This is a genomic window from Vibrio sp. FE10 (assembly GCF_030297155.1).
Taxonomy (GTDB): Bacteria; Pseudomonadota; Gammaproteobacteria; order Enterobacterales; family Vibrionaceae; genus Vibrio; species Vibrio apostichopi.
The window spans coordinates 87,277-102,563 of sequence record NZ_AP028067.1; the positions used below are offsets into that span (position 1 = coordinate 87,277).

The window sequence follows — 15,287 nt, forward strand, 5'->3', positions numbered from 1 at the left end:
AGAACGGATAGGTTAACGCTTATCCGTTTTCAAAGGTAAGGACAGTCATGCCATTTGATCCATTGGTCACCGCGGTTATTGAAACCTCTTTAAACACTCTTGTGAACGATGATCCAGCTTTGGTTCGTCGTTTGTCTCGTTTAAAGGGGCAGATCATTCAAGTTAATTTGAAAGAGCTGAATAAAACTCTCACTTTCGTTTTTAGCCAACAAATTGATGTGTTGTCTGACTACGAAGGACAACCTGATTGCTACCTATCTTTGAATTTATCGGTACTGCCAGAACTGCGTGAGCAATCGAATATCACCAAACTGATCAAGCAAGATAAGCTGATCTTAGAAGGTGATATTCAACTGGCTCAGAAATTTGCTCAGCTAATGACAGACTGCAAGCCTGACTTGGAAGAGTGGCTATCGCGCGTGACGGGCGATGTGGTTGCTCATACCTTGGTACAAGGCGTTAAGAATGTTGGTGGCCTTGTTGCTAAACAAGCCACTAAGCATCAAAACCATCTCGCTCAGGTATTAACTGAAGAGTGGAAGATTGCACCAGCGGCCTTAGAAGTTGTACATTTTTGCGATCAGGTTGATGACGTGAAAAGCTCAGCTGCACGTCTTGAAGCTAAATTGAACGCTCTGTTGGAGAAAGCATGACCCCAACAGAACTGAAACGTCTTTATCATATTATCAAGGTACAGTTGGAATACGGCCTTGATGAATTGATGCCTGAGCACCAGTTGACCAAAGCCCCTTTGTTGGCACGAAAGTCTCTGTTTTGGCTCAAGAATAAACATCAAGATAAAGAGTTAGGTCACCGCTTGCGTTTAGCGTTGCAAGAATTAGGGCCTGTTTGGATTAAGTTTGGTCAGATGATGTCAACGCGTCGCGACCTATTTCCTCCTCATATCGCTGATCAGCTGGCGCTATTGCAAGACCAAGTGGCGCCATTTGATGGTCAATTGGCTAAGCGAGATATGGAAAAAGCCCTCGGTGGTAGCCTAGATAACTGGTTTACCGACTTTGATATCGAGCCACTGGCTTCAGCTTCTATCGCTCAGGTGCATACTGCGAAACTCAAAGAGAACGGTCGTGAGATTGTTCTTAAGGTAATTCGCCCTGATATTCGCCCGGTGATTGATGCAGATCTAAAACTGATGCACCGAATGGCGCGTATAGTCGCTAAGTCGCTTCCTGAAGCACGTCGTTTGAAACCTGTTGAGGTAGTTCACGAGTACGAGAAAACGTTACTGGATGAACTAGACCTGCGCCGCGAGGCAGCGAATGCGATTCAACTACGACGTAATTTTGAAGGCAGCGAAGAGCTGTATGTACCAGAGGTTATTCCTGATTTAAGCAGTGAAACCTTGATGGTGTCAGAGCGCATCTATGGTATTCAAGTTTCAGATATTGAAACGCTGAACGCCAACGGCACTAACATGAAATTGCTGGCTGAACGTGGTGTGACGGTATTCTTCACCCAAGTGTTCCGCGACAGCTTTTTCCATGCAGACATGCACCCGGGCAACGTATTCGTTAACCCAGAAAATCCAGATAACCCGCAGTGGATTGGCTTGGATTGTGGCATTGTCGGCACGCTTAATAGCGAAGATAAGCGTTATTTAGCCGAAAACCTGCTGGCTTTCTTTAATCGAGATTACCGAAAAGTCGCCGAGCTTCACGTTGATTCGGGGTGGGTTCCACACGATACCAACGTCAACGATTTCGAATTCGCGATTCGCATGGTGTGTGAGCCGATTTTTGCAAAACCACTTGGCGAGATCTCATTTGGCCATGTGTTGCTAAACTTATTTAATACAGCAAGACGTTTCAACATGGAGGTTCAACCTCAGTTGGTGCTTCTGCAGAAGACCTTGTTGTATGTGGAAGGCCTAGGCCGCCAGTTGTATCCGCAACTTGATTTGTGGGCAACGGCTAAACCTTTCCTTGAAACCTGGATGATGAATCAGGTGGGGCCGCAAGCTGTGATTAACGCAGTAAAAGAGCGCGCGCCATTCTGGGCAGAAAAACTGCCAGAGCTGCCAGAGTTACTTTATGACAGCTTGCGCCAAGGTAAAGCGATGAACCACAGAATGGATCAGCTTTATCAAGGCTATAGAGATAGTAAGCGTCAGCAAGCAACTGGAAAGTTTTTGTTTGGCGTTGGAGCAACTTTAGTCGTATGCTCCGCAATATTAGTTTCAAGCCCTTATGAGCAGCTATCTATGGGCTGTGGCATCGCAGGTGTCACATTTTGGCTGCTAAGTTGGCGAGCTTACCGTCGTTAGACAGTAGACTTCCTTAATATTTTTTATGTGTAGACAGACCCGAGGACAATGACAATGGGTGGTATCAGTATTTGGCAACTTCTAATCATTGCTGTAATTGTAATTTTGCTATTCGGAACGAAGAAGCTGCGCGGCATGGGCGGTGACTTAGGTTCAGCGGTTAAAGGCTTCAAAAAAGCAATGAGCGATGAAGATAAGCCTGCAGATAAGAAAGATGCAGACTTTGAACCAAAGAATATTGAACAGCAGAAGAAAGAAGCTAGCGCTGAAACAACTGCTGAAACAAAGAAAGACAAAGAGCAGGCGTAAATCGTGTTTGATATCGGTTTTTGGGAACTGGTATTAATATCTGTCGTTGGGTTAGTGGTTTTAGGGCCTGAGCGTTTGCCCGTTGCAATTCGCAGTATCTCCAAGTTTGTTGGGCAAGCGAAAAGCATGGCAAATAGTGTGAAAGATGAACTTTCTCATGAGCTTAAGGTGCAAGAACTGCAAGAAAACCTACGCAAGGCGGAAAAAATGGGTATGGAAGATTTATCTCCAGACCTAAAAGCGTCAGTCGATGAACTCAAGCAGGCCGCTGCTGAGGTTCAACGTCCGTATGCTAAGCCTGAGTCTGATAAGCCAAGTGAGACTAAACCTAGTGTCACGGAAACTGTTGAATCTGAAACCATTCAGGTCAACAGAGAAGCTTCAGCACCGTCAGATAAGAAAGCCGAATAGTCTCGCAAGGAGGAGTCGCCGGATACTTGAGTCGCTAGATGTTTAAGTCGATAGCTATTCAAGTAGATATCAATTCAAGTGGATACCAATTCAACTGGATAGATAGGTGTGCGGCTCCTTTTCGATCTTCCTGTTTAAGAGGTTTGACATGTCTTCGACTGAGCAGACACAGCCTTTAATTAGCCATCTTCTAGAACTGCGTAATCGCTTACTACGTGCGATTGTTGCGGTTCTGGTGGTGTTTGTTGGGCTAATTTATTTCGCTAATGATATTTATGAGTTCGTCTCTGCACCTTTGGTAGATCGCTTACCTGAAGGCGCGACGATGATCGCAACCGATGTTGCTTCGCCATTTTTCACACCTTTAAAACTGACCTTGATCGCGTCTATATTCCTCGCGGTTCCGTTCATTTTGTATCAGGTGTGGGCTTTTGTCGCTCCGGGCTTATACAAGCATGAGAAGCGCTTGATCATGCCGTTATTGGCTTCAAGTTCATTGCTGTTTTACTGTGGAGTGGCGTTCGCTTACTTCATTGTATTCCCGTTGGTATTTGGCTTTTTTACCGCCATATCATTAGGAGGAGTAGAGTTCGCGACCGACATATCGAGTTACCTTGACTTTGTACTCGCGTTGTTCTTTGCCTTTGGTATTGCTTTTGAAGTGCCAGTCGCGATTATCTTGCTATGTTGGACGGGTGCAACGACACCTAAGGAACTGGCAGAGAAGCGTCCTTACATTGTTGTGGGTGCGTTTATTGTCGGCATGATGCTAACGCCGCCTGATATGATCTCGCAGACACTGTTGGCGATTCCAATGTGTATTCTGTTTGAGATTGGCCTGTTCTTCGCGCGTTTCTATGTGCGCAAACCAGATGCCGATGAAGAGGAAGAAACTGAATCTTAATTCGCAAAGTGCTGTAAGAGCATAAGCGTGAGAGTCCTTCAGCAAAAATCACATAATAAAAAAGCGGCCTTGGGCCGCTTTTTTATTATGTCTGTTTATCGAATCTTTAACTGATAGCCACAGTTCTGACATATATAGAGCTCTTTAATTCCTAATATTTTATGCCATAGAGTTCGATGTTGACGTTGTAAGTGTTGTGAATGGTCACACATAATCAGCTACCTCCATATGCAGGTGATTGATAGTATACACATCACTTTGTTTTAACAAATAAATAGGCTATAAATTCATAAAATTAAGTTATTAATAGTTTTATCATAAATTAAACAATGACTTAGCATTTGTGGTGGTTATGATTTCGACTTCTTCAAGGGTAATTCCGCGCAGTTCAGCGATGCGTTTTGCGACCAATTCTGTGTACGCGGGCTCATTACGTTTACCTCGATTTGGCGCTGGCGCTAAATAAGGGCAGTCTGTTTCGAGAATGACGTAATTCATATCCAGGTGTGGAATCACCTTATCCATCCCTGAATTCTTAAAGGTCGATACGCCACCTAAACCTAGGTGAAAGCCGAGCGCGTTGATCGCTTGAGCTTCCTCTAAGCTGCTGCCAAAACAATGGAACACACCACGTAAGCTGCCATCTTGTTCTTGGCGAAGCAGGGCAAGTGTCTCTTCAATAGAATCACGCGTGTGGATCACGACAGGTAGGTCTAGATCTTTTGCCCACTGCAGTTGAGTCACAAACGCCATCTCTTGTTCGGCCTTAAAGGTTTTGTCCCAGTACAGGTCGATACCGATTTCACCCACGGCGATAAAATCATGCTTACCAAACCAAGCTCGAATGGTTTTCAAGGTCTGCTCGATATTCGCATCCACATAGCAAGGGTGTAAGCCCATCATTGAACGACACACCTCAGGGAATTGTGCTTCCGTCGCTAACATGGGTTCGATAGATTCTAAATCGATGTTAGGTAATAGAATCGTATCAATACCTTGGGCAAGTGCGCGCTGCACCACCTGTTCGCGGTCTTCGTCGAATTCACTCGCGTAAATATGGGCATGGGTGTCGATCATTATTTTGTCCTGAAAGCGGTCTGTACTGAGTTGTCATGAGTATACGGCAGTGTGAGGAGAAGGTCATTTTTTGCCATTTCTCCCTTTTTTTGAATGGGTTTTTCGCTTTACTGCTAGCGTCCTGAGCCATCAGTGATATGCTTTTGCCAGTATTTAGCACTTTTCATATCTAAGCATTTTGGTGTTTAGACTAGGCAAGGAGAATCTAGTGTCTGTTTCAATTCAAGGTCAATTCCCAGGTCGTCGTATGCGTCGTATGCGTAAACATGACTTTAGCCGTCGCTTAATGGCAGAAAATCAATTGTCTGTAGATGACCTAATCTACCCAATGTTTATCTTGATGGGTAAAGAGCGCCGTGAGCCTGTAGAGTCAATGCCAGGTGTTGAGCGTCTGTCTATCGACCTTATGCTTGAGGAAGCGGATTACCTGTCAAAATTGGGTGTTCCTGCGATTGCTTTGTTTCCGGTAGTGAACCAAGATGCGAAAAGCTTATGTGCCGCTGAAGCTCATAACTCTGAAGGTTTGGTGCAACGTGCAGTGCGCTTACTCAAAGAACACGTGCCAAATATGGGCGTTATTACTGATGTAGCACTCGACCCGTTCACCACTCATGGTCAAGACGGCATCATCGATGAAGATGGCTATGTGATGAATGACGAGACGACTGAAGTCTTGATCAAGCAGGCTCTGTCTCATGCTGAAGCGGGCGCAGATGTCGTTGCACCATCAGATATGATGGACGGTCGTATTGGTAAGATCCGTGAAGCCCTAGAAGAAGCGGGTCATATTCATACCCAAATCATGGCTTACTCTGCGAAATACGCATCGTGCTACTACGGTCCGTTCCGTGATGCGGTCGGCAGTGCTTCGAACCTGAAAGGTGGTAACAAGAAGAACTACCAGATGGATCCAGCAAACAGCGATGAAGCGATTCACGAAGTGGCCATGGATCTTAATGAAGGTGCGGACATGGTGATGGTTAAGCCAGGCATGCCTTACCTAGACATCGTGCGCCGTGTTAAGCATGAGCTGCAAGCGCCGACTTTCGCTTACCAAGTGTCTGGCGAATATGCGATGCATAAAGCTGCGATCCAAAATGGGTGGCTGAAAGAGCGCGAAACCGTAATGGAATCACTGTTGTGCTTTAAGCGTGCTGGTGCTGATGGCATCCTGACGTACTTCGCTAAAGATGTCGCAGAGTGGCTTGCTGAAGATAACGCGCAAGCTGCTGAGCACCTGCAAGGCAAGTAAGTATCAAGCAAAACATATGATCACCAAAGGGTTGGCCGTTGTGCCAACCCTTTTGTTTTATGAGGATGAAACAAGATGTCTGTCATTGTGCGTGAAGGCTCATTAGAAGAGGTGGTTTCTGTTGTTGAACAGATTACCGAGTTTGCCAAAAAAGAGAGTGTAGCGTCTTTATCGGAGCGATTAGCGGGTAAAACAAGCCTGATCCTCGTTGCTGAAGAAGCCGGTGTGTTACAGGGCTTTAAGATCGGTTATGAATTGGATGAAAACACATTTTATAGTTGGTTTGGTGGTGTTTCATCATTGGCGAGAAACAAGGGTGTGGCGCAAGCGCAACTTGATGTTCAAGAACAGTGGGTGAAGCAACAGGGCTATCAACAACTGAAAGTGAAATCTCGTAATCAGTTTCCAGCCATGCTGCGTTTGTTATTGAGAAATGGTTACCTAATTGAAAAATTAGAAGAAAAAGAAGACATTAATGCCCATAGAATTCATTTTTTGAAGCAAATTTGAGCACTGTTGTTAACGGCCTATAAATTAAATGAGATTTATTATCATTTAAGTGTTGACTATTAAATGAGAATCATTATTATTAACTTTGTCTTAGGGAATGAGGAAATGTTCACAAGGATGTTAAGTACTCAAGTATCTACTTGGCTACCCAACAGAATTCTCGCGAACTTGTACTAAGTTCTTTTTGACACGACATTGCTCACATTGCTTCCAGTGTAATTTATAGCTTTTAGGTAAAGCTGTGATATTCAATTTGAATAGCTTTACCGGTTTTTGCTAGGCGACATCTTCGGGTGTCGCTTTTTTTATATCTCAATTTCAACAAGATGCATATTTAGTGGCACGTATTTTTATGAATAAAACGCCATCAGCATTCTTTTCCACAATCCAAGATCGAGAAAAGATCGTTGATCATATGTTCGATCTGTAAATTAGTTCTTTATTTTCATGTGTTTATATGTGTTTTTTGCTTGGCTTAGTCGAGTTCTCAACAGGGTGGATAAATAATATAAACAGAGTTATCCACAGATGGACCTTGTCGCGGAACAAAAAATAACAATAAATTGATTACAACGAACACAATCGAGTCAACGGATAAGGATCGACAACGTAGAATCCAATTAGCAGACGTGGCATCCTTAACAGATTATTTCTGTACTTACTGGATACACAAACATTATGGCTCGTATTCCTGATAATCCATTGATCCTGATCGATGGCTCTTCTTACCTATATCGCGCGTTCCATGCTTACCCTGGCACCATGAGTAATGGTGATATCCCAACCAATGCTGTTTATGGCGTGGTTAACATGCTGCGCAGCATGATGCGTCAATTTGCTTCTGATCGTATTGCGGTTATTTTTGATGCGAAAGGGAAAACGTTCCGTGATGATATGTACCCAGAGTACAAAGCAAACCGTCCACCGATGCCTGATGATCTTCGTTGTCAGATCGAGCCACTGCACAACGTAATTCGTGCAATGGGTCTACCGCTTATCTCCATCCCTGGGGTAGAAGCCGATGACGTGATTGGTACGCTGGCTTCTCAAGCTTCCGCGATGGGCATGCCTGTTCTTATCAGCACTGGCGATAAAGATATGGCCCAACTGGTTGATGAGAACGTTACTTTGATCAATACCATGACTAATGTCGTGATGGATCGTGAAGGCGTTATCGAGAAGTTTGGTATCCCACCAGAGTTGATCATCGATTACCTTGCTCTAATGGGCGATAAAGTCGATAACATCCCAGGTGTTCCGGGTGTGGGTGATAAGACAGCAACGGCATTACTGCAAGGTATTGGTAGCATCGAAAAGCTGTATCAAAACCTTGATGATATTGCGGCGCTTGGTTTCCGTGGTTCGAAGACGATGGCTAAGAAGCTGGCTGATAATAAAGCCAATGCTGACATGTCTTACGAACTTGCGACGATTAAACTCGATGTTGAATTAGAAGACACGCCAGAGTCTCTTGTTAAAGCACAACCAAATACTGATGAACTCATTAAGCTATATGGTCAACTGGTCTTCAAATCTTGGCTGAACGAGCTACTTGAAGGTGGCAGTGGCGTAGTTGAAGCGGATGAGAAATCTGGCTCGGTACGCAGCAGCACGACATCAACCACTTCTACTGTAGAAATGAATACCTCTGCAGTGACGATTGACCGTAGTAACTATGAAACGATTCTAGATGAAGCGTCATTCAATGTATGGCTAGAGAAGCTCAAAGCCGCAGACGTGTTTGCCTTTGATACCGAGACTGACAGCCTAGATTACATGGTCGCTAACCTTGTGGGTCTATCATTCGCAACCGAAGAAGGCGTAGCCGCTTACATGCCTGTCGCTCATGATTACTTAGACGCACCACAACAATTGGATCGCGATTGGGTGCTTGAGCAGCTGAAACCGATTCTAGAAGATGATGCACAAGCGAAAGTGGGTCAAAACCTGAAGTACGATATGAGTGTGTTAGCGCGCTACGGTATCGAGATGAAGGGCATTAAGTTCGATACCATGTTGGCGTCATACGTTTTCAATAGCGTAGGTGGCAAGCATGACATGGACAGCCTGGCGCTGCGTTTCCTACAACACAGCTGCATCTCATTTGAGCAAATTGCAGGTAAAGGTAAGAAGCAACTGACTTTCAACCAGATTGAGCTGGGTGAAGCTTCTCCATATGCTGCGGAAGATGCTGACGTGACTTTACGTCTTCATAACCGCCTGATGGAAAACATCGAGAAAGATGAAAAGCTAAAATCGATCTATGAAGAGATCGAGGTACCGCTAATTCCTGTGATGTCTCGTATTGAGCGCACCGGTGTATTCATCGACGACATGTTGTTGGGCGCTCAATCGCAAGAGATTGCGGTTCGTCTTGATGAGCTAGAACAGAAAGCTTACGAGATTGCAGAGCAAGAGTTCAACATGAACTCGCCAAAACAGCTGCAAGCGATCTTGTTCGAAAAGATGGGTCTGCCTGTTATTAAGAAAACGCCTTCTGGTGCCGCTTCGACTAACGAAGAAGTGTTGCAAGAGTTAGCGTTGGACTACCCATTGCCTAAGTTGATCATTGAGTATCGTGGCCTAGCGAAACTGAAGTCGACTTACACCGATAAACTGCCGAAGATGATCAATGCGGAAACGGGTCGTGTTCATACGTCTTACCATCAAGCCGTGACCGCGACGGGCCGTTTGTCTTCGACCGATCCAAACCTACAGAACATCCCAATTCGTAATGAAGAAGGTCGTCGTATCCGCCAAGCATTCGTTGCACAACATGGTTGGAAGATCCTCGCGGTCGATTACTCTCAAATTGAATTGCGTATCATGGCGCACCTATCGGGTGATAAAGCGTTACTGGAAGCATTCCAACAAGGCAAAGATATCCACGCGGTAACCGCTGCTGAGATCATTGGCGTTGATATTGAGAGTGTGACCACTGAACAACGTCGTCGTGCTAAGGCTGTTAACTTTGGTCTTATCTATGGCATGAGTGCCTTTGGTTTGGCTAAGCAGCTGGGCATTCCTCGTGGTGAAGCACAGCATTACATGGATACTTACTTCGAACGCTATCCTGGCGTAATGCAGTACATGGAAGACACTCGTAGCGCTGCTTCAGAGCAAGGCTTTGTTGAAACCATTTACGGTCGTCGTTTGCATCTTCCTGAAATCCAATCTCGTAATGGCATGCGTCGTAAAGCCGCTGAGCGTGCGGCGATCAATGCGCCAATGCAAGGTACGGCGGCAGACATCATCAAGAAAGCGATGTTGTTAGTGGATGAGTGGATCCAAGCAGAAGGCGATGGTCGTGTGAAGCTATTGATGCAAGTACACGATGAATTGGTATTTGAAGTTCAAGAGTCAGCTTTAGCCGAAATTGAAAGTAAAGTACAACAATTGATGGAGTCAGCTGCTGATCTAGAAGTACCGTTAGTCGCGGAAGCAGGCCACGGTGACAATTGGGATCAAGCCCACTAATCAGTTTTCGACCTTATTGACTAAATTAGTATGAGCCAGTGCACAAACACTGGCTTTTTTTTGTCTCGAATAAAGTTGAGTCGTAGAAAGGGTTTAGGTGTTTTAATAAAACATTCATGAAAAAAAACTACAAAAATTGTTTTCATTTCTGAGCAATTGTTGTACATTAAATCTCGTAGGGTACAGAGGTAAGATGTTCTATCTTTCAGACCTTTTGTTTCACGTTATTGGATTAGGCTGATTCAGCCGCCCCAGCCAGCATTTGGCTGGGGCGTTTTTTCTTGTGCGAAAGAAAAATATTTCCAACCTATAATTCCCTCGTTAATCGGCTTCTTTTTAGTACCTTTTCTCTTCTTCTCGAAACTTTCTCTCTATCACTTGATTTGTCTTAAATCTGGAATTTGATCAGCAATTGGTAATTTAAATCCGTCTTTAAGTGGTTTGTTTTATTCTTGGAAATAACTTTTATTTTACAAGTTACTCATAATGCATTGATCACTTACGTCTTATTTATCAGTGCATTGAGTGGGTGAATGCTCAATGTAATCCATGATTTCTTGTTGTTTTTCGGTACTGAATTTCAGTGCTTCGGCTGTGATCTGTATTGAGTGCGCCATGGAAGAGATGTTATGGGTCGCTTTCACCAAGGTTTGCTGCATGGGTTTAAGGATAAGTAGATAGATAGCGGTCAACGCGATAACAATGACCGTGATCACCGCCGCCAACGCAATAATGATTTTAGTTTGGATGTCATCTAGCAGTAATTGACTGGTTTTCTTAAAGGCGATTCGAGAATTGTCTAAGGCTTGCGGCAGTTGGTTGAGGGATGTTTTGGTTGAACTGGCGAGCTTATTAATGCTCTCAACAGTTTGATTTAATGCTTGCTGCTGGTCATCGCTGAGGTTGGGGTTGTTGACGATGGCTTGCAACGATTGTGATATCACCTCGAGAGATTCACTTGCCTCCTGAGCGTACTTCTCCATGCCGTCGAGATCTAAGGTCATATCAACATTGACCAGAGCGGCCTCGGTCTTGGGCTGTTCCGCTTCAGACGTTGCACCGGAAAATGAGATTAATATAAGCGCGATGGTCGCCAAGGGTTTTTTCCACATGAGTATTCCTTTCTCACTGTTCTGTTTGTCAAAGGTTGTCTTTTAGTATGGTTCACTTCTCTCACTTCTAACTGATTAATCTTGTCTTTAACTCTCAAGATCTAGGTTTAACTCACTAATTTGTGGGTAAAAAATACCCCACCTATAAAAGGCAGGGTATTGATAAGGCTAAATCACGGGTTGTCGTCAGTGCTTTAACCTCTAATTATAGATAAAGCTCTATATAGAGAAACTACTCTGAGTCGTTTTGCTCTTCGTCAGCTAACTCATCAATGATTTGATCGGCAAATACCGGAGCAAACCACTCATCCATCTTGGCACGCAGTTGGTCAACGCCGATGCCCTTCATTGAAGAGAAGACATCAACCGCAACATCACCACCGAAAGATTTCGCATCGTTACGGATTTTCAGTAGCTGTGCTTTACGCGCGCCACTCTTCAGTTTGTCTGCTTTTGTTAACAAAACCTGTACTGGGATGCGGCTATCGATAGCCCAGTAGATCATTTGTTGGTCAAGGTCCTTCATTGGGTGACGGATATCCATCAATACCACTAAACCTTTTAGGCTTTCACGTCGTTGTAGGTATTCACCTAGCGACTTCTGCCATTTTTTCTTCATCTCAAGCGGTACTTGAGCGAAGCCATATCCAGGCAAATCGACAATATGACAGCCGTCGGTAACCTTAAATAGGTTAATTAGCTGAGTTCGACCTGGGGTTTTACTGGTTTTCGCCAAGCTTTTTTGGTTTGTAACGCGGTTTAGTGCGCTAGATTTACCAGCATTGGAGCGTCCTGCAAACGCAATTTCGATCCCTTCGTCTTCTGGTAAGTGACGAATATCAGGTGCACTGGTAATGAAATGCGTGTTTTGATAATGAATTTTTACGCTCACTGTTAACTCCATCTCGACTTTGTGTAGTCGATTGATTACTTTTTTGTGAATTTGTGTAAAATAACCGTGCTCGGCATAAGGTCGCCTATTGTACCATGAGTGGCAACATAGAGTGGTACTGGAAGCTTGATAATTATAATGGAATGTCATGAAGAAATTAGCGCTAATTTTGAGTCTTTTAGCCAGCTGCTCAGTATGGGCTCAAGGTAGTATTGAAGCTGGTAAAGCCAAATCACAAACATGTGTTGCCTGCCACGGTGCTGACGGCAACAGTCTGATCACGCAGTACCCTAAACTGGCTGGTCAACATGAGAAGTATTTAGAGAAGCAACTTAAAGAGCTTAAGCTAGGTATGACGAGTGGTGGTAAGCAAGGTCGTTATGAACCTGTAATGGGTGCAATGGCGATGCCTTTATCTGAAGAAGATATGGCTGACCTAGCGGCATACTACGCATCTCTACCTATCTCGAACAACTCTACACCTGAAAATGTTGTAGATGAAGGTAAGGTTCTTTACACCGCGGGTAACGCAGAACGTGGCGTAACGGCGTGTATTGCTTGTCACGGTCCACGTGGTAACGGTACCGAGCTTTCTGGTTTCCCTAAGATTTCAGGCCAACACGCAGATTACATCAAGGCTCAACTTGAGAAATTCCGCGATGGTAGCCGTAATAACGACATGAATGCGATGATGCGTGATGTAGCTAAAAAGTTAACAGACGCAGATATTGATACCTTATCGAAGTACGTTGGTGGTTTACACTAATATGTCGGTTTCTTGTTCTTAGCCAGAACAAAGAAATGTACGTTCGAGCAAAATTGAAGAGACGCCCCAATCAGCAATGGTTGGGGCGTTTTCTTTTGTATTGATTTTATTTATGCGTTTTCATCTCATGTCTAATTTATCAATGTGTGATCGATTTGTGTACGAAAGTGTGAAGTCGCACTCTTGTAGTCTTTTTGTAACACGGTAAAGTAACCGCCATCAGCTAGGAGCTGACTTAGATATGGATGGTCATCTAGTCTAACGGTATAGACAGAAACGGATCAGGCTAGGACAGCCCAGCAACAAGGTGTTAGAAAAGGATAGCCAAAACTCATCAGGACGATGAACAACAAATAAATTTGGCATGGAAAGCACCAATAACAAATGGAGATTTGTGTACCAAGTTGAGTATACAAATTTTGGCCGATATAGGCAGATTTAGAGAGCGATAGGTTTTCCTATCGCTTTTTTTATTGATTTGATGAAAAAACACCCAATACCCCTCCACTATAAACTCAGTTTCTGGTATGTTTCGCATCCCTGTTTAAGGATGTGCTATGTATACTTGTCCCTTATGCCATCACCAAGGCGTGAATCACTATTTTGAAGACAAACGTAGAGCGTATCTACAATGTCAGCAATGTGAGCTGGTATTTGTTAAACCTGAACAAAGGTTAGAAGCAAAAGAAGAAAAAGCACACTATGATCTCCATGAGAACGATCCTAGTGATGCGGGCTACCGCCGCTTTTTATCTCGCATCGCGGATCCCTTAACAGACAAAATTTCATCTAACTCACAAGGGTTGGATTTTGGTTGTGGCCCAGGCCCTACGCTATCTATTATGTTAGAAGAAGCCGGACACACCATGGAGTTGTACGATATTTATTACCATCCAGAGACTTCTGTGTTGGAGAAAACGTATGACTTTATGACTGCTACCGAAGTGATAGAGCACCTTTATCACCCAGACAAAGTGTGGCAGCAATGGTTGAATTTAGTTAAACCCAAGGGCTGGATTGGTCTCATGACTAAGCTAGTAATAGACGTAGATGCGTTTGCTGGTTGGCACTATAAGAATGACCCGACACATGTCGTCTTCTTTAGTCGTCAAACATTCCAGTTTTTGGCCGAGCGGGATAAGCTCGAACTAGAATTTTTTGGAAGTGATGTAATTTTACTGAGGAAAGTGCAGTAATGGGTCGTAGTAAGAAATCAAGAAAGCCGGGAGCACTTGGCGCTCCTGAACCTATGGTAACAAGAAACCGTAGTGAATCTGATGTTGAAGGTCGTGAACGCAAGCGTGTTAAAAAGCGCAAAGGTCTTAAATCTGGCAGCCGTCACTCAGATGGTAGCGAAGCGAGACAGCGTAAAGCTGCACAAGATCGTGACCCTCGTTTAGGCAGCAAGAAAAAAATTCCGCTGATTGTTGAGCCTGCTAAGAAGCCGACGAAACAAGAGCGTAAGCTGTCTAACGAACAAGAGTTAGAGATGCTTGAGAATGATGCTCAACTGAACACATTGTTAGATCGTATCGAAAATGGTGAAAACCTAGGTGCTGGTCTACAGAAGTTCGTTGATGAGAAACTTGATCGTATCGAACACCTAATGGGCCGTCTAGGTCTGCTAGAGCCAGAAGACGATGAAGAAGAGATCTTCGAAGAAGCGCCTGTTGTCGCTAAGAAGAAGAAAGCAAGCTCTGACGAAGACTTGTTGTCTCAATTCGAAGATATCGATTTAGACAGCTTTAAAGGTTAAGACGAAATGAATGTAACCTTATTAGCAATTGCTGGTGGAATTATCATTCTCGGCTTGGGCTCTTATGCAGGTTACCTTCTACTTCAAGTGAAGAAGCAGACGGAGTTGCAAAAGCAGCATCAAGCACTTGCCATTGAAAAACGTAACGCAACGATTTACGACAACGTAAATACTTTGTGTTTAGCGGGTATTCAAGGCCAGTGTGATTTACCTGAGATCAGTATCCGAGTGTGTATCATTATGGATAATGTTCAGGGTGATGAGCGTGTCGATTTTGATTCTGAATATCCTGCTCTTTCTGAGCTGTACCATATCGTTAAAGATATGGCGCGCGGAGACGGAAGGCAGGAACTGACCAAGAAAGAACGCATGCAGCAGAATCTCACACGCCACAAGGCGGAGACTCGCTTGAATGATGCGGTTATCGAAGATTTGAAAAGGTTGCAGGAGAAGGTTAAGCCTCTCAACAATCAAATCAATATTCAGATGATCTAGTCACTGAGACTTTTAATATAGAGGCTTGTTTAATACACGGCG

16 protein-coding genes are annotated in these 15,287 nt (G+C 44.1%); 13 read left to right on the forward strand and 3 right to left on the reverse strand.

All coding sequences use genetic code 11. From position 1 onward, the window contains the following. Positions 1-47 precede the first annotated feature (47 nt). The 5 genes from QUF19_RS00395 (at position 48) to tatC (ending at position 3,908) form a co-directional block, all read left to right on the forward strand. Entirely contained in the window at positions 48-653 is a 606-nt protein-coding gene (locus QUF19_RS00395) for a ubiquinone biosynthesis accessory factor UbiJ (protein ID WP_286295304.1), read from the forward strand. Continuing rightward, positions 650-2,284 carry a ubiquinone biosynthesis regulatory protein kinase UbiB gene (ubiB, locus tag QUF19_RS00400; RefSeq protein ID WP_139684797.1) on the forward strand — a complete coding sequence of 545 codons (1,635 nt, stop codon included), beginning with the start codon at positions 650-652 and terminating at the stop codon, positions 2,282-2,284. The genes QUF19_RS00395 and ubiB overlap by 4 nt, the downstream gene beginning before the upstream one ends. A 54-nt stretch (positions 2,285-2,338) precedes the next feature. Next, positions 2,339-2,593, forward strand: a complete 255-nt coding sequence (gene tatA, locus QUF19_RS00405; protein WP_004735565.1) for a Sec-independent protein translocase subunit TatA — start codon at positions 2,339-2,341, stop codon at positions 2,591-2,593. A gap of 3 nt (positions 2,594-2,596) precedes the next feature. Further along, on the forward strand, positions 2,597-3,004 hold the full coding sequence (tatB, locus tag QUF19_RS00410) for a Sec-independent protein translocase protein TatB (protein WP_286295312.1): 408 nt from the start codon (positions 2,597-2,599) through the stop codon (positions 3,002-3,004). 148 nt (positions 3,005-3,152) lie between these two features. Beyond that, on the forward strand, positions 3,153-3,908 hold the full coding sequence (tatC, locus tag QUF19_RS00415) for a twin-arginine translocase subunit TatC (RefSeq protein WP_017109229.1): 756 nt from the start codon (positions 3,153-3,155) through the stop codon (positions 3,906-3,908). A 315-nt stretch (positions 3,909-4,223) separates the two neighbouring features. Here the strand turns inward: tatC and QUF19_RS00420 are convergent, their stop codons facing one another. Continuing rightward, positions 4,224-4,985 (reverse strand): TatD family hydrolase, encoded by a 762-nt coding sequence (locus QUF19_RS00420; RefSeq protein ID WP_286295315.1) that lies wholly within the window; start codon positions 4,983-4,985, stop codon positions 4,224-4,226. 208 nt (positions 4,986-5,193) lie between these two features. Here QUF19_RS00420 and hemB point away from each other — a divergent pair, with 208 nt between their 5' ends. The 4 genes from hemB to spfP all read left to right on the forward strand — a co-directional run bounded on the left by hemB (position 5,194) and on the right by spfP (position 10,465). Then, positions 5,194-6,237 (forward strand): porphobilinogen synthase, encoded by a 1,044-nt coding sequence (hemB, locus tag QUF19_RS00425; protein WP_017107915.1) that lies wholly within the window; start codon positions 5,194-5,196, stop codon positions 6,235-6,237. 75 nt (positions 6,238-6,312) lie between these two features. Beyond that, a complete protein-coding gene (locus QUF19_RS00430; protein ID WP_286295317.1) occupies positions 6,313-6,747 on the forward strand; it encodes a GNAT family N-acetyltransferase in 435 nt (144 codons plus the stop codon). Between the two features lie 678 nt (positions 6,748-7,425). Next, positions 7,426-10,224, forward strand: coding sequence for a DNA polymerase I (gene polA, locus QUF19_RS00435; RefSeq protein WP_286295318.1), 2,799 nt, complete (start codon positions 7,426-7,428; stop codon positions 10,222-10,224). Between the two features lie 193 nt (positions 10,225-10,417). Then, entirely contained in the window at positions 10,418-10,465 is a 48-nt protein-coding gene (gene spfP, locus QUF19_RS26540) for a small protein SpfP (protein WP_438356636.1), read from the forward strand. A 265-nt stretch (positions 10,466-10,730) separates the two neighbouring features. On the opposite strand, the gene QUF19_RS00440 is transcribed toward spfP, so the two are convergent. After that, entirely contained in the window at positions 10,731-11,336 is a 606-nt protein-coding gene (locus QUF19_RS00440; RefSeq protein WP_286295320.1) for a GTP-binding protein, read from the reverse strand. 232 nt (positions 11,337-11,568) lie between these two features. Further along, a complete protein-coding gene (gene yihA / locus QUF19_RS00445; RefSeq protein ID WP_009848045.1) occupies positions 11,569-12,228 on the reverse strand; it encodes a ribosome biogenesis GTP-binding protein YihA/YsxC in 660 nt (219 codons plus the stop codon). A gap of 148 nt (positions 12,229-12,376) precedes the next feature. Here yihA and QUF19_RS00450 point away from each other — a divergent pair, with 148 nt between their 5' ends. The 4 genes from QUF19_RS00450 to QUF19_RS00465 all read left to right on the forward strand — a co-directional run bounded on the left by QUF19_RS00450 (position 12,377) and on the right by QUF19_RS00465 (position 15,245). Beyond that, positions 12,377-12,994 (forward strand): c-type cytochrome, encoded by a 618-nt coding sequence (locus QUF19_RS00450; RefSeq protein WP_017109224.1) that lies wholly within the window; start codon positions 12,377-12,379, stop codon positions 12,992-12,994. Between the two features lie 557 nt (positions 12,995-13,551). After that, positions 13,552-14,190, forward strand: coding sequence for a class I SAM-dependent methyltransferase (locus tag QUF19_RS00455; RefSeq protein WP_017107910.1), 639 nt, complete (start codon positions 13,552-13,554; stop codon positions 14,188-14,190). Continuing rightward, positions 14,190-14,750 (forward strand): Der GTPase-activating protein YihI, encoded by a 561-nt coding sequence (gene yihI, locus QUF19_RS00460; protein WP_017109223.1) that lies wholly within the window; start codon positions 14,190-14,192, stop codon positions 14,748-14,750. Before QUF19_RS00455 ends, yihI begins: the two co-directional genes overlap by 1 nt. Positions 14,751-14,756: 6 nt before the next feature. Beyond that, the gene (locus QUF19_RS00465; RefSeq protein WP_004735578.1) at positions 14,757-15,245 is read left to right on the forward strand and encodes a DUF2489 domain-containing protein; all 489 of its coding nucleotides are present in this window, start codon (positions 14,757-14,759) and stop codon (positions 15,243-15,245) included. Positions 15,246-15,287: the final 42 nt, after the last annotated feature.